Here is a 4,075-nt window from a genome sequence, read left to right as displayed (position 1 = left end):
TTTATAATAATTACAACGGCTTAGTGAGTTGTGTGCAACTTTTGTGCCACTAGCATTTCCTTTAAAATCAAGGACTTACAATCGTGTTTTCACTCCCACTCGATAGTTGCAGGAGGTTTTCCGCTAATGTCGTAGACCACGCGATTAATGCCGCGTACTTCATTAATAATGCGATTGGATACCTTACCCAGTAACTCATGTGGCAAGTGAGCCCAGTGCGCAGTCATAAAGTCTTGCGTTTGCACTGCTCTGAGGGCAACAACGTATTCGTAGGTTCTACCGTCGCCCATTACACCGACAGACTTAACTGGTAAGAAAACGGCAAATGCCTGACTGGTAAGGTCATACCAAGATTTTTGACTAGCTTCATCAATCGTATTGCGTAGCTCTTCAATAAAGATCGCGTCAGCCCGTTGCAGTAAGTCGGCAAATTCTGATTTCACTTCACCCAAGATGCGAACACCAAGACCAGGCCCTGGGAAAGGATGGCGATAGACCATCTCACGCGGCAAACCTAAGGCAACGCCGAGTTCGCGCACTTCATCTTTAAATAATTCACGTAATGGCTCAAGCAACTTCAGATGCATATCTTCAGGCAAGCCACCCACATTGTGATGACTCTTAATCGTATGCGCGCCTTTCTTACCCTTACCAGCAGACTCAATGACGTCTGGGTAAATAGTTCCTTGAGCAAGCCACTTGGCATTTTCGATCTTGCCAGACTCAGCCTGGAAAATCTCAACGAATTCTTTGCCAATAATTTTGCGCTTGGCCTCTGGATCAGCGACGCCAGCCAGCTCAGACATAAATTTCTCTTTGGCATCCACGCGAATGACTTTGACACCGAGGTTACGGGCAAACATTTCCATCACCATGTCGCCTTCGTTTAAACGAAGCAAGCCATGATCAACAAATACGCAAGTCAGCTGCTCACCAATCGCACGATGGATTAATGCGGCAGCCACACTAGAGTCAACGCCGCCAGACAAACCGAGAATAACTTCTTCCTCGCCAACTTGCTTGCGAATATGCTCAACTGCTTCGCTAATATAGTCACCCATTACCCAGTCTGGATTGCACTTGCAAATCTCATGGACAAAGCGAGCCAAGATAGCCTCACCTTGCAAGGTGTGAGTGACTTCAGGATGGAATTGGAATGCATAGAAACGACGCTCTTCGTCAGCCATACCCGCAATCGGACAAGACTCTGTTGAAGCCATTAACTTAAATGCTGGTGGTAGTGTAGTAACTGAATCACCATGACTCATCCACACTTTCAGAATGCCGTGGCCTTCGCTAGTGGAGAAGTCCTGAATACCTTTGAGCAAATTGGTATGGCCATGGGCGCGCACTTCTGAGTAGCCGAACTCACGCGCTTTACCCAAAGATTCAGCGGAAGCAACGGCACCACCGAGTTGAGTCGCCATAGTTTGCATGCCATAGCAAATACCGAGAACAGGAACACCTAATTCAAAAACGATTTGTGGTGCACGAGGACTTCCCTCTTCTGTAACCGAGCTTGGTCCACCGGAAAGAATGATTCCCTTACCACCCTGCTCTTGAATAAATTTGCGAATGAATTCTGGATCGCAATCGTAAGGATGGATTTCAGAATAGACGCGGGCATCACGCACGCGTCGGGCAATTAATTGGGTGACTTGTGAACCAAAGTCGAGAATCAGTATTTTGTCGTGCACGAAAGGATCAGTCTTTAATTCAGCCTTAATTTCAGCTTTTGTTTACTCGTTAATCAATATGGTAATTGGGCGCTTCCTTAGTGATCTTCACATCATGAACGTGTGACTCGCGTACACCCGCTGAAGTGATTTCCACGAAATTCGCTTTCTCATGAAGTTCATCAATCGTTTTGCAACCCAAGTAACCCATTGACGAACGAATACCGCCAGTCAGTTGATGCAAGATGGCAAGGACGCTACCTTTGTAAGGAACTTGACCTTCAATGCCTTCTGGCACCAACTTCTCGGCATTCGCTGCACTAATGTCGCTTTGGAAATAACGATCAGCAGAACCATCGGCCATCGCGCCTAAGGAACCCATGCCGCGATAGCTCTTGTAGGAGCGACCTTGATACAGGAATACCTCACCAGGAGCTTCTTCAGTGCCAGCAAACATGCCGCCCATCATGACAGAGCTTGCACCAGCAGCTAAGGCTTTAGCGACGTCACCTGAGTAACGCACGCCACCGTCAGCAATTAAAGGAATGCCTGTACCTTTGAGTGCGGCAGCCACATTCACAATCGCGCTAATTTGAGGAACACCTACACCCGCAACAATACGAGTTGTACAAATAGAGCCTGGGCCAATACCTACCTTAACGCCATCAGCACCATGGTCAGCCAATGCTCTAGCGGCATCGCCGGTAGCAATATTTCCGCCAATCACTTGTACATGAGGATAATTTTTCTTGACCCACTTAACGCGATCTAATACGCCTTGGCTATGGCCGTGAGCGGTATCCACCACAATCACATCAACGCCTGCGCGAACTAAGAGCTCAATGCGCTCATCGTTATCAGGACCTACGCCGACAGCAGCGCCAACGCGCAATTTACCTTCGCTATCTTTACAAGCATTTGGATGCTCAGTGGCTTTCAAAATATCTTTAACAGTGATGAGGCCGCGCAATTCAAACTTGTCGTTAACCACCAGCACGCGCTCTAAGCGATGCTGACTCATTAAGCGCTTTGCCTCTTCTAGAGAGCAACCCTCTTTAACTGTAATCAAGTGCTCACGTGGAGTCATCTTAGTTTTGACCGGCGCATACAAGTCTTCTTCAAAGCGTAAGTCGCGGTTGGTAATAATGCCCACCACTTCTTTACCAGTCAGCACCGGGAATCCAGAAAAGCCATGCTCACGAGAAAGTTGAATAACTTGACCTAGTGTGGCATCGGGGCTCACCGTAATGGGGTCACGCAAAATGCCAGACTCGTAACGTTTGACCTTAGCCACTTCCCTAGCCTGTTCAGCAGGCTTGAGATTTTTATGAACAATACCAATGCCACCTTCGCTGGCCATGGCAATTGCCAAGCGGCCTTCAGTGACAGTATCCATCGCTGCGGACACCAAAGGTGTATTGAGTGAAATATCTCGAGTTAACTTACTTGCCAAGCTGGCATCTCGAGGGAGTACCGAAGAATAAGCCGGTACAAGGAGCACATCGTCAAAAGTGAGTGCTTTTTGAATGAGTCGCATGCAAAACCCCTAGTCGCAAAAACCGATTATAGCCTCCTAGCCTTTCTTTTAGCTGCAGCAGCCTGGAATTTGGCATCTTGCTTCTGGTTAGCCCTCTTGCGGCGCACAGCTTTAGGGTCCACCAGTAGGGGTGAATACAGTTCCAGACGGTCACCTTCATAAATAGGGCTATCCCAATCCTTGCGCTTGCCAAAGACGCCAAAACAGCCTTTTCTGACCAAGATAGGATCATCGGAGCCCTGGGCGATTCCGGCTTTAACCAGGGCTAGGCCCACTGTTGGAGCTTCGGAGGGTGATAAATGGAGTGTGAAGGGATTTAATTTGGGCTCACCTAGGCGGGCATCACAAATCAGAATCTCCATAGACTGATTAGCCATAGAGGTCTTCAGCTCGCTTAACGAAGCAATCCACAAAGGTACCTGCGATATGGCCGAATACCGGGCCAATGATCTTGTCTAGGATGACGCTCTTGAACTCCCAATGGAGCTTGAATTCCACCTTGCAGGCATCTTCCTTGAGGGGGATAAAGTTCCACTGCCCAGAAAAATGCTTGAAAGGACCATCCACAAAGACCATATCAATGGTTTCAGGGCGGTGATTGATGTTTCGAGTATGAAAGTACTGATTAATACCCTTAAAGTGGATATTGATTTTGGCATCTAAAACAGTATCAGATTGCTCAAAAATTTCCACCCCGCCACACCAGGGCAGGAACTCAGGGTAGCGCGCAACGTCGGTGACTAAGCCATACATGCGGTCGGCCGATTGGCCAATTAAAACGGTCTTGTAGACGTCTGCCATAATCGATCTTGAGAAGCTAAATAAATATGAGTATCGTCGATAACAAAAAAGCCTTCTTCGA

The 4,075-nt window shown here is 47.8% G+C and carries 4 protein-coding genes; all 4 read right to left on the bottom strand.

What is annotated here, in order from left to right:
- Positions 1-89: 89 nt before the first annotated feature.
- The 4 genes from guaA to B7X71_RS13065 are packed head-to-tail and all read right to left on the bottom strand — an operon-like array spanning position 90 to position 4,014.
- Positions 90-1,697 carry a glutamine-hydrolyzing GMP synthase gene (gene guaA, locus B7X71_RS13080; protein ID WP_293598504.1) on the bottom strand — a complete coding sequence of 536 codons (1,608 nt, stop codon included), beginning with the start codon at positions 1,695-1,697 and terminating at the stop codon, positions 90-92.
- 49 nt (positions 1,698-1,746) lie between these two features.
- Positions 1,747-3,213 carry an IMP dehydrogenase gene (guaB, locus tag B7X71_RS13075; RefSeq protein WP_293598503.1) on the bottom strand — a complete coding sequence of 489 codons (1,467 nt, stop codon included), beginning with the start codon at positions 3,211-3,213 and terminating at the stop codon, positions 1,747-1,749.
- Between the two features lie 26 nt (positions 3,214-3,239).
- Complete coding sequence (locus tag B7X71_RS13070) at positions 3,240-3,590, bottom strand: RnfH family protein (protein WP_293598502.1); 351 nt, start codon at positions 3,588-3,590, stop codon at positions 3,240-3,242.
- Complete coding sequence (locus B7X71_RS13065) at positions 3,583-4,014, bottom strand: type II toxin-antitoxin system RatA family toxin (protein WP_293598501.1); 432 nt, start codon at positions 4,012-4,014, stop codon at positions 3,583-3,585. The genes B7X71_RS13070 and B7X71_RS13065 overlap by 8 nt, the downstream gene beginning before the upstream one ends.
- Between the last annotated feature and the right edge of the window lie 61 nt (positions 4,015-4,075).

It is taken from the genome of Polynucleobacter sp. 39-46-10 (assembly GCF_002282275.1).
The sequence above is the reverse complement of the archived record's forward strand: the minus strand, read 5'-3'. Positions and strand labels throughout refer to the sequence as shown.

What these genes read in the sequence shown, in the direction of transcription:
- guaB (WP_293598503.1), bottom strand. Translation starts at nt 3,213, where the DNA reads ATGCGACTCATTCAAAAAGCACTCACTTTTGACGATGTGCTCCTTGTA.
- B7X71_RS13070 (WP_293598502.1), bottom strand. Translation starts at nt 3,590, where the DNA reads ATGGCTAATCAGTCTATGGAGATTCTGATTTGTGATGCCCGCCTAGGT.
- B7X71_RS13065 (WP_293598501.1), bottom strand. Translation starts at nt 4,014, where the DNA reads ATGGCAGACGTCTACAAGACCGTTTTAATTGGCCAATCGGCCGACCGC.